Consider the following 18,022-nt stretch of genomic DNA (forward strand, 5'->3'; position numbering starts at 1 on the left):
TTTTTAAAATGTAGCCTGTAATGAACATGTTAAACTGCGGGCGAAAGGATAATCAATACCACGTTCAACCCCGGCGCTTGCCGAGCGGAAAATATCATTGGCTGTAAGCGCCACCCTGAGCATTTGCAGCCCAAGCCTTTTAGCCACAATACGGTTCAGATCGTACGATAAATAAACCGACTTAAGTTCAACCAGGTTATCCTTTTGCACAAAGCGCGATGTGGCGTAAGTAGTACCCAGGTCGGCTATGTTTTTGTAAAACGAAATATCGCCCGGCTTTTTCCAGCGTTCTTCGAGGGCGCGGCTGTCAACGTTAAAACGCGGGTCGGCGTTCTCCACCCTGTCAACCAAAGTTTGGTTATACATTTGACCACCAAACTGATAGTGAAAACTAAAGCTTAATAAAAACTGCTTATAGGTAACGTTGCCCCCAAAATAGCCTTCGGCCTTAGGTGTTATATCGCCTACCGGCTGAGTATCTTTTACATTGTAATCATAAGTAAGCGTGCCATCCCTTTTAACATAGATCTCTTTACCAGTTTCAGGATCGATACCCAATGACTTTACAGCCCAGATGGTATTTAATGACAAACCTTCCTGGTACCTGAGCAACGGTGTGCCTAACAGGTTGTTCTTCACATTAGCCTGCATGGTATCAACCATGTTGTTGTATGATTTTAAGGCATTAGATATTTTAACAATGGTATTTTTATTATGCGCCAGGTTGGCGGTAAGGTTAACATTAATATCTTTTGCCCGGTAAGCATTTACTGTTACAGCAAGCTCATAACCTTTGTTGGTCATATCGCCCAGGTTGGCTTTATAAGTTGTAAAACCGGTTGAAGGGGCTATGTTAATATCATTAACCAGGCCATGCGTAAGTTTATAGTAGTAATGCGGTATAATGGTAACCTTATCGTTAAACAAGCCCAAATCAAGGCCCACATCATAGTTATCCGTTTTTTGCCATTTCAGGTTTTCGTTACCATAATTATTTACAATAGCGCCTATACCTGTTGAATACCAGTTAGCTGTTTGGTAACTGTAGGTAGTTTTTGATAAATAAGGTGGAAAATCAACCGAACCAACCATACCGGCGGTTACTGTCAGTTTCATCCGGTTTACAACCTTTGTAAGGTTTTTCATGAAATTTTCGCGGTGGATGTTCCAGCCTAAACCGCCCGAATAAAACGGTGCAAACCTGCTGTTTGAACCAAAGGCAGATGAACCATCTAAACGAAAGGTTCCGTCGATCAGGTATTTATTTTTAAACGAGTAATTGGTTGAAAAGAAAGCACCTACCAACCTTGTTAAGGTAATATCGCCATTAGGATGACCATCGGGCTCATAGCTGCGGGCAAAACCAACGTTGGTAAACTTATCATTTGAAAAGCCCCTTGCAACAAATGATTTTGCATCGTTTTTATCTGATGTGATATTGGCACCTAATACCGCATTAATGGAGTGCTCGCCCATTAGCTTGTTGTAAATAAACCTGGCGTTACCGTCGATATTGAGCGTATTGTTGCTGGTGTACGCGTAACTTCCGCGGTTTTGGATCTCGCTGGCCGGGGTTAAATAAAAAACGTTACTGTATGGGGATATAAACTGATCGGCAGTGGCTTTGTTGTCGGTTAAGCTCACCAAACCTATAAACCTTAAGGATGGCGCAATTTTCCAATCGATTAAAAGATTATCCAAAACCTCGAGGTAACCGTTCTTACTGAAATTACCCAGGCCGGCTTCATACAATGGGTTTAGTACGGGCACGTTCTTAAACTGATCGGCACCTTCTGCGTGTGTGTCAACACGCCAGTTGGCAATTTCCCTGATCAGATTACCGCTTGCATCGCGGATAGGGTAATAGGGGTTCATACGCACATAGGTGCTGAAATCACCATATTTTGAGTCGGTAGCATCAACCTGTGTAACGGTAAGCTCATTCCGGAAAAGTAAATTGCGGGTAGGGTTATAGTTAAACACCATACCACCGCTGTAACGTGTACGGCCCGAACCTTTCATTACACCCGGTGTATTCTGGTAACGCAGGTCGACACCATACCTAAAGGTAGTATCGCCGCCCTCGGCATATAAAGAGTGCTTATGACCAAAGGTGTTTTGAAGGGGCTGCGACAGCCAGTAAGTATTTATACCGCTTACCACATTTTTAAGCCTGCTATAATACATTTGATCAAGCTGATCCTGGGTGTAGGCTGCTGATGTTCCGGCAACGTATAAACCGGCCAGCTTTTCATATTCAAGCTTTTGGGTAGCGTTAAGCACATGATAGTCGGTTAAATCGGGTGCAGTAACGGTTAGTTCATAGTTATAGCTTAACTGTAATTTACCAGGCCTGGGTGATTTGGTTGTTATTACAATAACGCCGTTAGCCGCACGTGAACCGTAAACCGCGGTAGCCGCCGCATCCTTTAAAATGGTGATGCTTGCAATGCGGTTAATATCGAGGTCAGTTACTTTTTGCAGGCTCACCTCAAAACCATCCAATATAAAAGCAGGCAGATTGTATGAGCTTGAAAGGTTATTGCGATCGAGCACACCTCCGTTTAATGATGGCAGCGTGGTTGAGCCCCTTACGTTAATTTTTGGCAGGGCATTGGGATCCGAACCTAAAAGGTTATTCTGATCTATCCTGAAAGAGGGATCAAATGCAGCCAAACTTTGAATTAAATTATTGGGGTTAACACGCTTAAGGTCATCCCCTTTTATCGAGATGGCGCTGCCGGTATAATTATCTCTTTTAATAACCTGGTAACCGGTTACTACCACATCATTAATGTTATTCATTTTTTGGCCAAGACGTACCAGTAATGGTTTGTCGGCAATTGCTTTAACTTCTTTGGCATTATAGCCTATATAGGTAAATACCAGGATGTCTCCTTCGTCAACCGTTATCTTAAATTCACCGTTGCCGCCAGTTTGGCCTAAAAAGGTTTTTGTTTTTTTAAGGGTGATGCTTACGCCGGGCAGGGTAGTTTTATTATTTGCCGAATCGACTACGGTGCCGCTTAGCTCTATCTTTTTTGCGGGCTGTGCAGGCCCCTCCTCCGGCACTTTATTCCTGATCACGATGGTTTTATTAACTATGGTATAGGTGAGCTCATAGCTTTTAAGCAGGATGCCAAGGGCATCGGTTAAGGGCACATTCTTAAGTTCAACATTTTGCGTTTTACCGCCCGTGTTTATTTTTTCGCTGTAAAAAAACAAATAGCCGGTTTGCTGCTTAATATCCCTGAAAAGGGTTTCGAGCGTGGCATTCTTTCTTGAAATAGTTACCGTTTGCGAATAGCTTGCCGCCGATAAATGCAGTGCGCCAATAAGCAGCAAAATAGTGGTGAGTTTCAATACTAATAAGAATTTGCACTTTACCCCCCGTATTGCGCATACGGCGTTGTAAAGAAAAGTTAATTTCATACTTTTGAATAAGATTGGGTTAATAAAATGCAGCCCAGGGCTTCGACATCTTGTGCTGCCTGACCTATTTTAAACCGGAAGCGGTGAGAGGCTTCCGGTTAATTTTTGGTCTGTGAGTGTGAGTTGTATCTGAGATTTATCGTAGTTGTTTATCCATAAGTTTTGTTTTAGTTTTAGCATTTAGTTTTTGTTTAGTAAGTAGTTAAAGTTTAGGACTGAACATCATTTTTTATAGGATACCTTCACGGTTTTACCCTCCACTGTAAATTTCATATTGTTAAGCTCCAGAATCCTGAAAACATCGGCCAGGTTACTGCTCCTTGAAATTTCGCCGAAAAACTTGTCGCGGGGAATATCGCCTTCATAAACCACATCAATATCATACCAGCGGCTTACCTGGCGCATAACCTCGCGGATATCCTCATCTGCAAATGAGAATACGCCGTTTTTCCAGGCTACTTCTTTGTCAGGATTTGCCTGTTGTTTACCTATAGCACCATTACCTGTACGGTTTATTACCGCCTGCTCACCCGGAACAATAATTATTGAGTTTGTTGCCGACATCACCTTTACCGAACCTTCCAACAGCGTGGTTTTAACCAATGCTTCATCGGCGTAAGCGTTGATATTGAAATGTGTACCTAATACCTCAATAGTTTGCAGCGCAGATTTTACCCTGAAAGGCATCGCTTTATTTTTAGTTACTTCAAAATACCCTTCTCCATTCAGTGTTACCACACGTTCGGTTCCCTTAAATACAGTTGGATAGGTTATTGACGATGCCGCGTTAAGCCATACGTTAGTACCATCGGGCAGGATGATCTTGTACTGGCCGCCTTTTGGTGTGGTAACCGTATTTTGTACGGCCTGCCCCTGCCCCGCCGCATCTGCCTGGTAAACAATTTGTCCATCTGCGGTTTTGGTAATTTTTACGCCAGCCTGTTTAGCTATCTGCCCTTTGGTGGCATCATCCAATGATATGGTTGAGCCGTTGGCCAGGGTAAGGGTTGCCTTATTACCTCCGGGTTTTATGTTTTTATAAGTGTTCGCCGTAAAATTATCGGTCTTATGATTACTGCGAATGAAAAAGTAAGCACCAACCGAAATAAACAACAGAATTGAGGCTGCCACGGCGTACCTGATCCAGCCAGATCTTGAAGGCATCGTAACCGGCTTTTTTTCGTATTGGGCTATCCGCTCATCAACCGCAGCTTTAATAGCATCTTTCAGGTACAGGTAATCGGCCTCGTTTTCATCGGTGATAAGGCCATCGTTTAATTCAAACAGGTTGTAATATGCCTCCAGGAATTTTATTTCCTCCGGGGTAGTCTCACCAAGCCTGTATTTTGTAAGTATTTGTATAAAATATTGTTTGTTCGCCTCGTCCATTTGCATCCTTTATATATACATGAGTCGGCAAAATGGAAATAGCCCACGCCAATTAAAAATATTTTTAATCTTTTTTTTGAAAAGAACATACATTTTAAGCCAAATTGATAAAATATCAATAACAAAACAGCATTATCAATAAAAATAACGCATCAATTTTAAAGAAGAAACGTTTTATCAACCTTTCTGATAAAAATAAAGCAATACATGAAGCAAGAAAAGTGATTTACGAAGTGTAGCAAGGGCCTTTCCCATTTGGTTGCGGACAGTTTTGGGCGAGATTTGCAGCTGATCGGCAATTTGCTGACTCGAGAGGCCTTCATTAAAGCGCAAATTGAATATAATACGCTGCTGAGGTGGTAAAGTATCTATAAGCTCATTAAAAGCTTTTAAAAATTCATCATGAAGTACATTGGCATCGGCACGACCAAGCGGGCTTTCAATTTCCTGGGCGGTATCCGGCAGGGCCGCATAGCGCGATTCCTTTTCCATATATTTGAAAACACCATTACGGGCAGCTACCAGCAAATAAGCCGGTAAGTTTTCAATAGGCGATTTTGAGCCACGCACCCATAGCTGCACAAATACATCCTGCGCTATATCCTGCGCGCGCTCAGCATCGTTGAGCCTTTTATAGGCAGCATTATAAACCTGTTTCCAGTATTTGTTATATAAAGCATCAAAAGCAGGCTTGTTGCCTTCGCTCAAAAGCGATAGCAGCTCAGCATCGTCGGCTATATACAGTTCATCAGGGGCCATGTGTTTTGGGTATTTCTTTTGTTACATCACGTTAATTACGCAAACATCATGGTGGTTTAATGTTCAGTTCAAATGCGCCAAACCCAAATATATAATTTTATCGGATAAGGCAGGGGCATGGATTTGAGATATACAAAATTTGGGTTTTATGCAGCCTTTATTACCATCTGTTATGCAGATATATTATTTAGATATACCGTAAACAAAAAAGAGCCCCGTTGTTAACGGAGCTCTGCTGCTACAAAAGCGCCTGGATGACGCCCTAATCATCTATTTAAAATCCAGGTCGCCGATGTAAACAGTGCCATTAATGCCCTTCTTCATTTGCAGTACTATAATCTCTTTCTTTTCGTCGGGCGTTCCGTAATGCGTGAACATTTCAGCCATGACGGTAGTTGGGCCGGCAATGGTAGCCTGCCTGTCGCCGTAATAGTTAATCTCTATTTTGTAAGTACCTTTGATAGCTTTCTTCAATAAAAACTGCTCGGGGCCAAAACCCTGGGTCATATCATGCGAGATACGACCGCCAATTACTGTACGGTTATGGCTGTAAAAGCATTTTTCGTTATCAGGATCGGTTACCCAAAGGTCAATATCTGTATTGTTCATGTTCCAGTCCATCACAATGCGGACATCAACCGGCAAGGGCTTGATCAGCTTTTTGTCGATAGCGGATAAATTGAGCTTCCCTTTGTTCAAAGCTATGATCCTATTTATTTCGGGTAGGAAAATTTCCTGGATGCCACGGTACAAGCCATCGGCATCAGCGGTATAGCTTTTGGTCATGGCGGTATAAAGCACATCGAGCGCCTTTTGATGCTCACCGGCATCATCAAAGGCCAGGGCATAATCACGGTAACTTTGCGGGTCGAGCGGGCGCAATTCGGTTACTTTTTTAAAGGCGAACACCTCACCCTCAAAATCGCCAAGTTGTTTCAATTTGTAACCCAGCATTTTGTATAGTTCATAGCTGCCAAGGCCAAGCTCGGCAAGGTTGCTCAAGATCCGCTTACCCAATTCTATGTTGCCTGTTTTTATAAAATAGTCGGCCACATCAAAATAATAAACCGGGTTGCCTCCTAATGAAGTTCTTAACTCCAGGTATTTTTGATATTGCGCTGCCTTATCCGTTTTTTGGATGATCTTTAAATAATCGGCAGCGGCGGGATTATAGGTAACACTAATGCCACCGTTTTTATCTGCAGTACCGCCAACAGAATCGGCCTGAGCCGCGGAGCCACGGCCATTGCGGGTATTGATGACCACCACACCACCCGCAGCCCTTGCTCCATAGGCAGCCGTCGCACTGGCATCTTTCAAAACCTGCACCGAAGCAACATCGTTAGGGTTGATATTGGATATACCGGAGGCCACCAATCCGTCAACAACATATAAGGGCTGGGCAGCACCCGTGCCTGCATTACCGCGGACCATCATTTCGGCGTTTGAACCAGGTGAGCCCGAACTGGTTGCCTTTACCCCGGCAACCCTGCCTTCAAGCTGCGTATCTATAGTACTGGCAGATATAACAACCTCGCTTACCGAACTGGTAACACTTTGCTTTCTTTGCACCCCATACCCAACTACAACAACCTCGTTAAGCTGGTTTGCATTTTGCGGGGCGGCGTTTGCAGAAGCGCTCGCCCGGGAGTTGCCACTAACAACTGGTACCTTAGCATTACCGGTTCTACGCGGTGATGCTGTTGGGGTACGGGTACCCTGTGTACCTGCGGGAGTATTTTTATTTACTGCTTCAGATTTCCCTTCTGCCTCAACTTTTGTATCCCACCACTGTGCCAATTCTGTTTTCATGGCGTAAGCGGTGGTCAGGTTCTCGCGCAACGGCGCATTAACAGGGCCTCTTTGTTTCATGATGGCATTGTACTGGGCCTGCAATTCGGCAGGAGGCTCAATACCATATTGAATATAATCGCTTACATTTTCCAATACAATGAGCGATGTATTACGGGTAATAATGCCGAACCGTTTACCAAGCGATTCAATTTCCTGCCGGTTGGTATCGTAATTTATATCCAACTCGCTAATCTTTTTCTGCGCCCATAGTTTGGCTACATCCACACCTTCAACAGCGTTGGTTGTCAAATCAAGTGTAATTATTTTTTCAAAGCTCACCTTATCGCCATAGCCGTATTGCAGCGTAATGGTTTGGTTGGGGTTACGGGTGATCCCTGCTATTGAAAATGAATTGCCAACCACAACAGGCAAGGAGGGATAAGTTTCTTCTACGGTAGCACCGGCTTTGATCCCCAGGAAATGCTGTGAGCGCGTAGTTAGTTTGCTCAGCGCTTTATCGTTATCCCCTCCGGTAAGGTCAATCAACTCGCCATGGGTTTTAAGGGCAATGAGCTTCAGGTTGCTGTAATCGGCTGTTGCCGATGAATTGATACAATAAACCGGCTTATTGATCAGTTTTAACGTTTTTTCACCAAAGGTTTGATGACCATCGCTCATCAGCAGAAACTCATCTGCCGGGTATTGCGCAAGGTTGATATTGCCCAGGTTAGTAGCTCCATCATAAGTAACATGTTCAAGCGCATTTTTTAATTCGGCCCAGTCGCCGTTGCGCACAGCATAGTTTTTAGTACTGATCACTTTATTGCTGAACATAGTTAGACTGATCTCCGCATTATTTACCTTTTTGAAGTAAGCATCCAGCAGCGCCAGTTCTTTTTTGCTATCGCGATTGATACCGCTCATGGATGCATCCCACAATAATCCAATACGATGAGGGAGAGGTTTGGCCAGGGGCGGCGATTGTAATGTAGTATTAATAAAATAATAGTACTTGTTGCCCTGGGCCTGCAACATCACCTCATTCGCTTCGGCAGGTTTAGGTATTAAGAACGACAGGGAATGATCAGGCACATAGTTGTTTTTTTCGACGGATGCCGAATAAGTATTGTGATGATTATCAAAATGCAGTAACTCAGTACCTCCTTCGGTAACGGGGGCTTCGGCATTTTGGATTACCGATGCATTGAGCGAAAATTTTTCGACGGTATCTTTAATATTAAGCGGCAGCGTAAATTTCAGGTTGCCTTTATCAACCGCAGGGATCTCTTCCTCGTAACCAATAATTACCGTGCGGGTGCTGTTGGGATTAATAGGATAAATGCGCGTACGGAAAGCATTACCTTCCACTTTTTCAAGCAAACCCGGATCAACGCGGCGGCGTTCAATGGCCTCGAAGGTTACGGTTCCCTTGCCCCTGTCAACGGGCACCGCTTCCCTCATCTTACCGTTAATATCCAGTGCATAACGACTAACACTTACGCCATCCTTTAACGGAAATATTAGTGTGCCTTCTAAAATGCGCGAAGTTGAATTGAAGAAAGTCATTTGCCAGGTGGTACGGCTGATGTTACCGTAAATAGCAACATCAACTTTTAACTGCTGCAGCTTAACACCGTTATTACTTTTACCATCAACGGTAAGCTGCAGACTTTGCGCATGAGCCGTTGTTATATGTAATACAAGCAGTATAATTACTAACAGGGGAAAGAAAATTATCTTTTTCATGGATACTTATTTCCCATTGGATGCAGGGATTTGAGCATTTCCATAAATGATTTTGAAAATAATATAAACAAATAAGAAGATCGTCATTGCTGTGAGGAACGACGAAGCAATCCCCGACTTACAGAGCCGATCTGTATAGTTTGGGATTGCTTCGTTCCTCGCAATGACGATCTGTTTGTTATCCTGTTTTTAAAATCGGCGATACTTAAAAGAATTTTATATTATCCTTTTTTACCCTTTGCCTTATCGCTGTATGTCAATTCAACAGCAGGGTTTTGGCTGTAAGCCTCCCAAAGGGCATCAAGGTTTTTACCGGTTAAGGTTACCCATGACTGGTCGGTATACTGGTGAGCGCGTAACAGCACATCCAGATCGGCAATTAAACCCGGTTTAACATTTTTTTCGAGCCAAACAAAAAAGCGGGCTGTTACGCGGTAACTGTTGGTATAATGCTGCTTGCTGTTAAAGGCGGGCAGATACCATTTTGAACCTACGTTGTCAACCCCGTATTTATACCTTACATAATCGGCAATGCCTTCAGTTAACCAAACCGGTCCGGCGCTATAGCCATAGCCCTGAACCAGGTGCATGGTTTCGTGCGTTACCACGTCAATATCTGTTGGATGAGCTTTGAAATATTTAGTACTGAAAAGGATGCGGTTACCGCTGGCTTCTGCAACACCACCGTACGCCGTATCAGTTACAAATACCACGCTTTTGGTTGTTTTTTTATTGAAAGTTTTGATCAATACCGGAAAAATTTCAAAGTAGGTATCGATCAGGCTTTGCTGCACTGCAGGATCGATGTGTTGGTTCTTGTTGATAAAAACCAACTGAAAACCTTTTTTCCTGATGGTATCGGCCGATACCCAATTTTTCGACAGCGCGGCTTCAATAGCTTTCTCCAGTTTCTTTTCGGACAGATCTTTAATTACGGCAGCACTGATCTCTAATTTACCATCTTCGGCAGTAATTGCCGGGCTATCAGAAAAAGCAACCGATAAATGTTTTTTAGTGTGATAACTATTGGCCCGGGCAAAGTCGGGGTAAATGTTGTAGAAAGCTTTGGTAAGCTTTTCTTTTGATTTTGCATCTAAAGCGCTGCTATCTGCAGGCAGGTTTAAATGGTATTCTTTCAAGTCTTTTTCTTTGTCCTGTGCAAAGCAGGCACCCATGCTGCATAAAAGGGCAAGGAATAATAGTTTTTTCCTGATCATTTTTAAAGTATTGTATTAATAAGTAACACCCGGAAAATCTGTACGGGCTTTTTCAAGCTGCGGTACCCAGCTGTTTCCGTGTTCATCTTTATCGCCGAAAGCCGTCAATGCAAGCTGCTTCAGGTCGGTACCGGCGGCACCGCTCCAAAAATGGATAAACTCACCCATGTTCAGATCTCTTGAATATTCGGGGAAGTTTTGTTTGCCGTTATTGAAAGTTTGCTTAGGGAAATATTTCGCCAACAGCGTAAAGAAGTTATTTAATGCCTTTGTTTTTCCATGCTGGGTATAGATAGGGTAAAACCAATCCCTGAACCAATGGGTACCTGCACGCGGAAAATCATCTGTAGTACTCAATTTCATATTGCTCCAGCGTACGGCATCATCATCCCGGCCAAGACCCAGGTAAACATCGTACTGGTAAATTTCCATCCACTTGCTATCATGCCAGATAGCAAAAGCAGGCGACCCATGTACGCCCTTAGATGCACCTTCAACAATGTGACCTATTTCGTGGGTTGAGAGGTCGATATCATTGCCCACACCCGATGTCCAGGCATTGGGGTCCGACGAGCCACAGTCCGTTACATTATGATAATCATGACTGGCATCCATATACGTTGAGGGATGCCCTCCCGAATATTTAGCGGCATGGAACACGGCGTACAAGCGAGAATCGCTGCCGAAGCTTCCGTAAGTTTTTTTTGTGTAGTTCCAGGCCTGTGCCATATAGGTTTTAGGCCAGGTTACTGATGCCTTTACGTCGGCATCATAATACACTACAACGCTTGTGTCGTAGTATATGCGGTTAAGGGTTTGGTTGTGCTCAAACCAATGTTCCTTCCATGTGGCGGCAGGGGCACCTGGATCGATGTTAACATCGGTTTGTTTAACAGGTGTATTTGCTTTTTTGCTGCAGGCCATAGCTATTATGCCTACTGCGCAAATAAAATAGCATATTGTTTTCATAAAGATGATATTTGAAAAGCCCCGCGATTTACGGGGCTTTTTTTGTAAAGATCAACAGATCCCCGGCATTTGTTAACGCCGGAATTACTGTATTACCAGCCCGGATTTTGAACCATGTTATTGTTCTTCAACACTTCATCGTTAGGGATCGGGAACAGGTAATCACGTTTTTTGAACACTCGTGTTTCCAATAGCGTTTTATTATAAAAGCTGTTATCGCTTTTGGTCATGTCCATACCATAGAATGGGCCGGCATCAGTAGTTTCGGCTATTTTCCAACGGCGTGTATCAAAGTAACGCGTGTTTTCAAAAGCAAGCTCAACACGGCGTTCGGCACGGATAGCCAAACGCATCGCAGCCTGACCTGCCGGTGCAGCTAAGCCAGTACTGCCATATAATGGCACGCCTGCACGCTGACGGATAAGATTAAGATATTTCAAAATATCTGCGTCTCCCGGGGTCGACTCATTAAGTGCTTCGGCATAATCCAGATAAATATTGGCAAGCCTTAACATAATAGCTCCCCTGGCGCCATCACTTTTAGTAACATCTTTACGTATAACGTAACCGGTTGGGGTAACATCCGATGTACTTTGTACACGACCAGAGTTGCCGTTGAAAGTAAAATCGGTGATAAGCGTTGAACCGGATACCTGGTTTAACCAATAACTGCCGGTGTAGGTTACACCTACATAAAAACGCGGTTCGCGACCAACCCACGGATTAAAGGTGTTTCTTGCTGCTACGTCAAATGGTGCTTTGAAGCTTGAAAAACCACTTGATACGTAACCTGATCCAGCGTCGGTAATAGGCAGGCCATTAGCCATGAAATAAGCATCAACCATAGTTTGTGTTACGCCTAAAGCACCACCACCCTGGTTGGCCGAGCTTGGAGTAGCCGCGCCAACATGCTTTGGTGTACGGTCATACTGAGTAAAGCTGCCGCTGTTTGATCTTGCAAAGATCCACTCACTATTCCAATCGGTAATTACCACATCACGGCACGATTTATAGGCAGCTATAAACGGATCAGCATCAGTTTCCTGGTAAAGATCATAAACGGTTGGCACAAACGTGGTGATGAATGTTTTGGCAGCAGTGGCAGCAGCAGTCCATTTGGTTATGTCAACCGTTTGGCTTATAAGTTGTTTACCATCATGGTTTTTTAAAGATGCCATATCGGTATTGCCATTATAAAGCGGGCTGGCTTTCAACAACAAAGCTTCAACCTTGTAAGCTTTACAGATTCCGCTTGTAATCCTTCCGTACTGTCCAGAGTTTGGAGTTGCCTGTAAATCAGTGGCGGCGGCATCAAGTTCCGACACCACGAAATCTATCCCTTCATCAAATGAATTACGGGGCAACCTTAAATCGGCAATAGGCGCATTAACGTCCAGGATCTTATCTCCAATGATAGGTACGGGACCATAAGTACGTAATAACCAATAGTAGTAAAGCGCACGTAAGCCGCGTGCTTCTGCTTTATAGGTTTTTTTTACGTTCGCATCTACTTCGGCGGGGTTAGCGCTATCGATGTTTTGCATAAAGTAAGTAGCATTACGGATAGCAACGTAATAATTATTCCAATACTGTGCTACGGCACCATCGGTGTTACTCCAGGTGCTGGCATTCATGTTATTGCTATAATTGAAATCCCAGTTATATTTAGCTTCATCTGATGATGCTGTCCATGGCCCCGAATTATCTGTGCCATTATATCGTTGTGTTAATTCATTGGGGATAGAATTATAAATATTAGCCAAAAAATTTTCAGTATTGGTTCTGGAACTAAATATTTTATCTGTTGTGATAATATCATCCGGAACCTGGCTCAGATATTTTTTGCATGAGCTCAGGCTTAGCGCGAGCAAACACAAACCTATATATGTGATTTTTTTCATCTCTCTTTGTTATTCGATTTATGATTTAGAAATTAGCTTGAACACCCAGTGTTAATGTTCTTATGTTAGGGTAAGCGGTACCATTGGAGGTATTAAGCTCGGGATCCCATAATTTGAAAGGGCTCCAATACAAGAGGTTTAAGCCTTGCACATACACGCGAGCGCTCTTGAAACCAATAGTTTTAAGCAATGTTTTGGGAAGGTTATATCCAAAATCGGCTGTTTTTAAACGGACAAAGTCTATATTTTTAACCCACCATGATGATGTCACCGCGTTGTTTTTATTGGCGCTGTTGCCATAAGCCAAACGAGGATAAAAAGCATTTGGATTTGGGTTTTCCGGTGTCCACCTATCTTCGGCTACGGCAAAAAGGTTGCTACGCTCGGCACCTGTACTATTATTAAACGGTATTATACCATCTCCGCTCAATAACCTGTCGGCACCTGCCACTCCCTGGAAGAACAAGCCGATGTAGAAGTTTTTGTATTGTAAATTAAAGCCGAGACCATAAACAGTTGTAGGCACGTCACCGTTCCCGATACGGGTAACGTCATTGGCGTCTATTTTACCATCACCATTTAAATCTTTGTACCTTATATCGCCTGGACGTACTGTACCGAGGGCTGCCTGGGTTGGGGCAGCGTCAATCTCTGCCTGATCTTTGAAAAGGCCGGTAGCTACGTAACCAAATGTTGCCAGGTAATTAGTGCCTCTTCTCTCCATATACGGATAAGGCTGAGGCGCCTGGTCGTTTTCAATAACTTTGTCGCGGTTATAAGTAAAGGTACCGCGTACATCCAGCGTAAATGCGCCTATTTTTGTAGGATTAAGTGCTATTGTTGCATCAATACCTTTGTTGGTTATGATACCAAGGTTGCCTTCCGGCGCACTTACAAGCCCTACCAGTGCCGGTATCGAAGCTCTTTGCAAGAACACCCCGCTCCTTCTTTCATGAAATACATCCACCGTTAATGAAAATAACGATCTGAATGCCTGGATATCTAAACCCAAATCCCTTTTGTGCGATTTTGCCCACTGCACATCACTACCATAACTGGTAATAGCGGTTCCGCCGTACCCTGTGTTGCCACTGGCCGTACCATTACCGAATGTATAACCGCCAGCAGTTGTGCTAACCAATGTGAGGAAGCCGAACCGACGGCCTCCGTTGCCCCCATCGCCCACAATACCATCAGAGTACCTGATCTTTGCAAAGTCAATTACATCTTTTAAAGGCTCATAAAATTTCTCGTTAGATAATACCCATCCTACACCAAACGATGGGAAAAATCCAAACTTTTTAGCAGGCTCAAAGTTTTCAGAGCCGTTATATCCAAAGTTACCTTCGGCAAAATATTTATTATCATAAGAGTAAGTAACCCTGCCGGCCAAACCCTGGCTGCGGTAAGGAAGCGACCCGGTTAAATCTGTTGCCGAATTTAACAGCTGTTCCCTTTGGTTAAATAATGCCAGGCCGGTAATGTGGCTCTTTTTACCAAAACTGTGATCATAATTCAATGATGCCTCAGTATAATACTGACGGGTACCATTGGCGTCACCAAGAGGGGTAAAACCAAGTTGATCTGAACCTTGTTGTATTACGTTCAAATTAACTGAGCCATCATCATTGTAAGGATTGGCCCTGTTTATTTGATACCAGCTTCGCCTGCGGGTACGGGCAATGGTGTGGGTATTGTAAACGTCAAATGAGTACAAGGCGCTAAATGACAATCCGGGAACCCAAAACTTTAAATCCTGAGTTAACCTTGCATTTGACAAAACCTGGTTACTAAATATGTTTTGATAACCTGTTTGTGTTATCTCGGCATATGGGTTGGGCTGTGCGCCTGCCGAACTTACCCCCGGCACGCGGTTGCCCGGGTACATAACAGGATAAAGTACCGGGTTAGTTTGCATTACATCGGCAAATGCATCATTAGGGCTTACACCCGGATAGTTAGTATTTGTAATATAACCCTGCACACCTAAATCAAACTTGGTAGTGCTTGTCCAGTTCATGGAAACGTTTGAGGTAAAATTGTAACGTTTAAACTTGGTTGTAGCATCATAGCTTTGTAAAGCATCTGTTTTCAGCAAGCTCTCCTCATCGTAATAAGCTCCGGATACATAATAGGTAGCAGTTTCTGAACCGCCGCGGGCACTGAAATTAGCCCTCCTGTTTTGCGCGGTGCTTTTAAATAAAGCATCCATCCAGTTTACATTGGGATACAGGTTTGGATCTAAATTTTTGATGGTTGCGTTGATATAGTTGTTGCTATATTCCTTACCCTGGCCGCTGGCCAAACGAGCCTCGTTTCTAAGCATCATGTACTCTATACCGTCGGTCAATTCAGGAGTTTTAGTAAATGATGTGATACCCTGGTTGTAATTAAACATTAATACGGGTTTGCCGGTAGTACCTTTTTTGGTATTTATCAGGATTACACCGTTTGCACCGGATACACCGTATACCGCGGTTGCAGATGCATCTTTCAGAATGGTAAAAGAAGAAATATCTTCAGCATCAAGGCCATTAATATCCCTGCCCTGTACACCATCAATAATTATTAGCGGAGATGCATTATTATTAGCGTTGAAAGTAGAGATACCGCGGATCCATAGGTCGGCACCATTTTGTCCTGGTAAACCCGAACGCTGCACGCCAACCAAGCCACTGATCCGGCCCGCCAGTGTTGCACTCAGGTTAGCAACAGGCTGCTTGATATCCTCAAGGTTTACGGTTGACTGCGCCCCTACTACACTAATCTTTTTCTGCTGACCGTAACCCACAACGGCAACCTCATTTAAACTATTAGCTGCGGCCTGCAGCGTGATGTTGAAATTGATCTCGTCTTTAACTGCTGTAGTAAAAGTTCTGAAACCGATAAAACTCACCGAAATAGAGTCGCCGCGGCTGGCCAGGATAGTAAACCGGCCTTTATCGTTGGTAACAGAAGCTGTTTTGGTTTTCAGGTTGCGCACTGTTACACCAGGCAACGTTAGGTTAAGTTCATCCTTAACTGTACCGGTTACCTGTATTGCCTGGTGGGTTTCCTGCGCCCGGACATTCATAACAAGCGCCATACATACCAGGGCGATATACATGAGTTTGTTATTCCTCAAGCTTGCAAGAAAAACTTTTAAGAGTCGAATTTTTGACATAGTTTCTTATTTGTTTATTGAAAAGTATTTTGATTGATTAATTGCGTGTTTTACTGCGGAACGTTTGTTACACGCCACTCAGCCATCTGAAATAAAGCATCCCCCCCGTTAGCTGTTATATTAAGCCTGTAATAGGTGTAAGTTTTATCGTTGGTGAATTCGTAATTATTAGTTTGTCCGCGAGCCGCGAAGGTTTCATTGGTACGGGTGTCTAATACCGTCCATGCGCTGCCATCATTTGACCCTGCGAGGTTCCAGCTTTTAGGGTCTCTTCCAGGCGCGTCATTTGCCGAAGTGAGCGTATAACTGGTGATGTGTTGTGCTTGTTTAAATTTTAGCTGGATCCAAAAGCTTGGGTTGTAGGTAAAAATCAAAAACTTGGTACCTGTGTCACCATCGGTTACTCTTACTGAACCCTCACTCGCGTTCGGGCCGCCGGTATTTTCAATATTCGTAGATAATGCACCCTGGGCAGTTACATCCTCTGGATCGGGCGGCAACAGGGCGTAAGTCCGCTGCTTATCCTTTTTGCAACCCGCGCAAAAAATCAGGGCGATACAAAGCATTGCCAATGCCCGCCTGGTTAGTTTTAAAACATTCATAGATTAATTTGATTGTAGTTAGAAATTTGGAACATATATATTATTAATTAATAAGCTGTTATGAAAAATACACACCATAAAAACAAGGCAATAAAACCCCTGTCCGTCATTGACGAAGCTTTTTGGGTTATTCTTTACGGTTAAAGAATAATTATCTCAGAAGAAAAAAAATGAAGACCTGCTTCAACTCAAGCTATCGTCACAATATGCCAAAGCGATGCCATATCAGTATTTTTTCCTGAAAATGCGGGCATAATATGATGATAGAAAATTGCGGGGAAATTAAAACAGGTACCTGTAATTCAATATTGTTCTCATTGGTGACGATGGCTAAGTTTAGTAATTAAAAGAGAGTTGTTGATTTAATATTGAATTGATAAAACGTTTTACCAATTATAAAAAACTATTCATACGCAACAATTCTTTCGTTAACAGTAAAGCTAAGAAAATAATAACATTAATAAAACGTTTTATCAATTTTTTTTTATTATGTATTTTTTTCACACTGATGCTAATGATCTTCATAACATCAGCATAGTGCAATAAGCTTACCGGTGGTGGACTGGTGCTTACTACAATTTCATTAAATTAAGGGGATTGACAGGCCACCTCAGCGCTGTAAACAGTTTATAGGAAGTAAAATAAAAAATGCCGGAGGAACATATGAGTTTTAAGCCTCCGGCATTCGTTTCATATTTACCGGTATCATATTTTAGGTGTAGGGCACCATACTTGTTCGGAAGATGCAGATACGTTAAAAATATTGGTTAAAGAAGCTATGTCATTGCCATCAGGGAACCTGAAAAAAACCGTGATGACGTATAAAATATATTTTAGCAATGGTGCGTGGGGCAGCGTTAGGGATTGCAGTGTAAAGCCCACAGCGCGTGTAGGGATTGCGGGCAGGAAAGGCGAGGACTTGCAACGGAAAGCCCAGGCCGCAGGCAACGCCCATATTAAAAAATCGATCAAAAAAATATACTTAATAATCAATAACTTACGATCACGTCATTGCGAGCGCAGCGTGGCAATCGCATACCATACAGGGCG

Annotated in this window: 10 protein-coding genes; all 10 read right to left on the minus strand. The window is 43.2% G+C overall.

Annotation, left to right across the window (positions count from 1 at the left end; genetic code table 11):
- Window positions 1-3: 3 nt before the first annotated feature.
- On the minus strand, window positions 4-3,432 hold the full coding sequence (locus ACFFGT_RS13875) for a SusC/RagA family TonB-linked outer membrane protein (RefSeq protein ID WP_377023140.1): 3,429 nt from the start codon (window positions 3,430-3,432) through the stop codon (window positions 4-6).
- 222 nt (window positions 3,433-3,654) lie between these two features.
- Window positions 3,655-4,821 (minus strand): FecR family protein, encoded by a 1,167-nt coding sequence (locus ACFFGT_RS13880; RefSeq protein ID WP_377023141.1) that lies wholly within the window; start codon window positions 4,819-4,821, stop codon window positions 3,655-3,657.
- Window positions 4,822-4,998: 177 nt separating this feature from the next.
- Window positions 4,999-5,580, minus strand: a complete 582-nt coding sequence (locus tag ACFFGT_RS13885) for an RNA polymerase sigma factor (protein ID WP_377023142.1) — start codon at window positions 5,578-5,580, stop codon at window positions 4,999-5,001.
- 270 nt (window positions 5,581-5,850) lie between these two features.
- Window positions 5,851-9,120 carry a DUF2135 domain-containing protein gene (locus ACFFGT_RS13890; RefSeq protein ID WP_377023143.1) on the minus strand — a complete coding sequence of 1,090 codons (3,270 nt, stop codon included), beginning with the start codon at window positions 9,118-9,120 and terminating at the stop codon, window positions 5,851-5,853.
- A gap of 221 nt (window positions 9,121-9,341) precedes the next feature.
- Window positions 9,342-10,337, minus strand: coding sequence for a basic secretory protein-like protein (locus tag ACFFGT_RS13895; protein ID WP_377023144.1), 996 nt, complete (start codon window positions 10,335-10,337; stop codon window positions 9,342-9,344).
- A gap of 15 nt (window positions 10,338-10,352) precedes the next feature.
- Window positions 10,353-11,306, minus strand: a complete 954-nt coding sequence (locus ACFFGT_RS13900; protein WP_377023145.1) for a hypothetical protein — start codon at window positions 11,304-11,306, stop codon at window positions 10,353-10,355.
- A 92-nt stretch (window positions 11,307-11,398) separates the two neighbouring features.
- Window positions 11,399-13,207, minus strand: a complete 1,809-nt coding sequence (locus tag ACFFGT_RS13905) for a RagB/SusD family nutrient uptake outer membrane protein (protein WP_377023146.1) — start codon at window positions 13,205-13,207, stop codon at window positions 11,399-11,401.
- Window positions 13,208-13,232: 25 nt separating this feature from the next.
- Window positions 13,233-16,370 carry a SusC/RagA family TonB-linked outer membrane protein gene (locus ACFFGT_RS13910; protein ID WP_377023147.1) on the minus strand — a complete coding sequence of 1,046 codons (3,138 nt, stop codon included), beginning with the start codon at window positions 16,368-16,370 and terminating at the stop codon, window positions 13,233-13,235.
- Window positions 16,371-16,420: 50 nt separating this feature from the next.
- Window positions 16,421-16,972: a discoidin domain-containing protein gene (locus tag ACFFGT_RS13915; RefSeq protein ID WP_377023148.1), complete on the minus strand. Its 552-nt coding sequence runs from the start codon at window positions 16,970-16,972 to the stop codon at window positions 16,421-16,423.
- Window positions 16,973-17,677: 705 nt separating this feature from the next.
- Entirely contained in the window at window positions 17,678-17,944 is a 267-nt protein-coding gene (locus ACFFGT_RS13920; protein WP_377023149.1) for a hypothetical protein, read from the minus strand.
- Between the last annotated feature and the right edge of the window lie 78 nt (window positions 17,945-18,022).

The organism is Mucilaginibacter angelicae (assembly GCF_042434235.1).
Taxonomy (GTDB): domain Bacteria; phylum Bacteroidota; class Bacteroidia; order Sphingobacteriales; family Sphingobacteriaceae; genus Mucilaginibacter; species Mucilaginibacter angelicae.

What these genes read in the sequence shown, in the direction of transcription:
- ACFFGT_RS13875 (WP_377023140.1), bottom strand. Translation starts at nt 3,432, where the DNA reads ATGAAATTAACTTTTCTTTACAACGCCGTATGCGCAATACGGGGGGTA.
- ACFFGT_RS13895 (WP_377023144.1), bottom strand. Translation starts at nt 10,337, where the DNA reads ATGATCAGGAAAAAACTATTATTCCTTGCCCTTTTATGCAGCATGGGT.
- ACFFGT_RS13915 (WP_377023148.1), bottom strand. Translation starts at nt 16,972, where the DNA reads ATGAATGTTTTAAAACTAACCAGGCGGGCATTGGCAATGCTTTGTATC.
- ACFFGT_RS13900 (WP_377023145.1), bottom strand. Translation starts at nt 11,306, where the DNA reads ATGAAAACAATATGCTATTTTATTTGCGCAGTAGGCATAATAGCTATG.
- ACFFGT_RS13880 (WP_377023141.1), bottom strand. Translation starts at nt 4,821, where the DNA reads ATGGACGAGGCGAACAAACAATATTTTATACAAATACTTACAAAATAC.
- ACFFGT_RS13910 (WP_377023147.1), bottom strand. Translation starts at nt 16,370, where the DNA reads ATGTCAAAAATTCGACTCTTAAAAGTTTTTCTTGCAAGCTTGAGGAAT.
- ACFFGT_RS13885 (WP_377023142.1), bottom strand. Translation starts at nt 5,580, where the DNA reads ATGGCCCCTGATGAACTGTATATAGCCGACGATGCTGAGCTGCTATCG.
- ACFFGT_RS13905 (WP_377023146.1), bottom strand. Translation starts at nt 13,207, where the DNA reads ATGAAAAAAATCACATATATAGGTTTGTGTTTGCTCGCGCTAAGCCTG.
- ACFFGT_RS13890 (WP_377023143.1), bottom strand. Translation starts at nt 9,120, where the DNA reads ATGAAAAAGATAATTTTCTTTCCCCTGTTAGTAATTATACTGCTTGTA.